Below are 2,174 nucleotides of genomic sequence, written 5' to 3'. Positions count from 1 at the left end.
AAGAACCCTTTAAATTCTTTCTTCCATTTTAGTTTGTCTTGTTCAGAGAGTAAATTGTTGTCCATAATTAAACCAAAAAGAGATATCTTTTTAGAGCTAAAATCTTCAGGAATAGTTTTGATCTCACAATTATTAATGTGTAAAAGGAGCAAAGCTTCCATATCAGAAAAAGCTATTGCCGACTTTACTCGAACCAAAGAATATTATAAAAAATATAATTCTGAGTTTTCAACCTACACAGATTTTAGGATAGTGTCTTAAGTATTCTCAAATTTCATTTTGTTTATTAAATCTTTGAAGTATTCTGGCCTCCAAATACTTAATACTTCTTCATCTTCAATAAACCTAAAAACATCTTCTTTAATGCTTTTAAAAGATACTGACTTGATTTTTGCATCCAATAGCTCAATAATTTGTTCATTAGTAATGCTATTGCCTTGCCAGTCATCTGTATCTTTTGCTCTAGCTAAGAAATGATATACATCCAAAGGAATTCCTTTTTTAATATACCATTCCAAGTCATACCAATCCCTTCCTTTGACTCTATTCTTCCATCTTCTAAATAGCAAGGCGTGCATTTTACCTGCAAACAAACTTGGTTTGGCAAAACATTTCACATAAAAAGAAAATGGTCGGAGTAATAACTTTTCTTCAGTTTGGAAATTTAATGGAGGTTGTCGGTCAACTTCTATTTTAATTTTTAAGGTTTTATTTGAACGTACCCCAGTTTCTTTGATGATATCTTCGAGTACAATTTCTTGCCATATTGTTTCGGTTTTTAGAAAAGCAGAATCAATAGCTGTTTGTTTTGTTTTTTTCTTTTCCTTAATACTAACGGTCAGTCCTAATGATTTAAATTCATCCAGGATAACTTTGAAATATGGTTCAATTGAAAAATTAGAATCAGGTTTAAGTAAGGAAAAATCTAGGTCTTCGGAATATCTATTCAATCCATAAAATATTCTCAAAGCGGTTCCTCCATAAAAAGCCGCCTTCTCAAAAAAATCAGTTCTAGATAAAGCTGCTAGAGTAATTTCTTGCATTATTTCTCGCAATGCAGATAAGATTTGTTCTTCATTTTGAGGGTTATATTCCTCTATCCACTCTTTTATCATAATTCTATAAGCGTTTTAATGAGCATTTTTAGGCTACTTTTTTTAGGAGCATTTTCAATCCATAATTCCATGATTTTCGTATCTAATGTTTTTAATACTTCACTATCCATACGAAGATCTTCTATTAAAAATTCTTGTGTTTGTTTTATGCTTCTAAGGTTAATTTTCGGGGTTAGTACAATTTTGTCACATAAAGCTTTTTCACGTGAAGCAATTAATAGTGTCTGCTTAGATGAATATTCTATTTTTTTCATTCCATATGAATAATAAGGAATCTTTAATTGATGGTAACTAAATCGTCCAACTTGAGTCTTATAAAGTTTTGAAGTTTTTATGGTTACCGAACTTATTTCATAAACTCTTTCTGGTATCATATTCCAATAAGACAATGCAGATTCTAATGACACATAACTTGGTCCTCTAAGGTGATTAGCTATTAGGAATGGTTCAGGTGATGGCAAATCAATTTTAGGCCCAATTATATATAACCCTCTTCTAATAGAAATAAGCTCTTTGCTTTTAAGTAACTCACTAATTTTATCATTTGGACGCTGATAATCATTAAGTAATTCTAAAATTAAATGCCTAGATATTGGAGCTTCAGAATATTCCTTTATTTTTTTTCTAAAATCCATATTGTTAAAATATCACAATTTAATCGGAATATTTCCGATTAACTAATTCAAAAATAACAATTATATGTTAAAAAACAAACACAAAATCGGAATATTTCCGATTATATATGCAAAATATTACAGTGATTTATACGAGATGCTTTTACAATAAGTTGTACCATTTATGGATGACTAGTCCTAATACAGACATTATCTCTTTAAAATTAATTTTATACATTTTTTTAGCTATTATTAAACCATCAATTGAATTAAAATTGTTGATACGTTTATAATAATCAATTGATAATTCTTAAGCTTCTACACCAAAAGCATTTTTAAAATAAATCATCCCTTATAAGGAATTTTAAAAGTTTATTCCATAGATATAATAAAGAACCCTTTAAATTCTTTCTTCCATTTTAGTTTGTCTTGTTCAGAGAGTAAA

General features: G+C 28.7%; 2 protein-coding genes. Both read right to left on the bottom strand.

Translation table 11 applies throughout. The annotated features are described in order from the left end of the window. Positions 1 to 257 precede the first annotated feature (257 nt). Entirely contained in the window at positions 258 to 1,115 is an 858-nt protein-coding gene (locus K8Z87_RS13735) for a nucleotidyl transferase AbiEii/AbiGii toxin family protein (protein ID WP_227478150.1), read from the bottom strand. Beyond that, positions 1,112 to 1,750 carry a type IV toxin-antitoxin system AbiEi family antitoxin domain-containing protein gene (locus K8Z87_RS13730; RefSeq protein ID WP_227478149.1) on the bottom strand — a complete coding sequence of 213 codons (639 nt, stop codon included), beginning with the start codon at positions 1,748 to 1,750 and terminating at the stop codon, positions 1,112 to 1,114. The genes K8Z87_RS13735 and K8Z87_RS13730 overlap by 4 nt, the downstream gene beginning before the upstream one ends. Between the last annotated feature and the right edge of the window lie 424 nt (positions 1,751 to 2,174).

It is taken from the genome of Winogradskyella immobilis (assembly GCF_021887715.1).
GTDB classification, from domain to species: Bacteria; Bacteroidota; Bacteroidia; order Flavobacteriales; family Flavobacteriaceae; genus Winogradskyella; species Winogradskyella immobilis.
The sequence above is the reverse complement of the archived record's forward strand: the minus strand, read 5'-3'. Positions and strand labels throughout refer to the sequence as shown.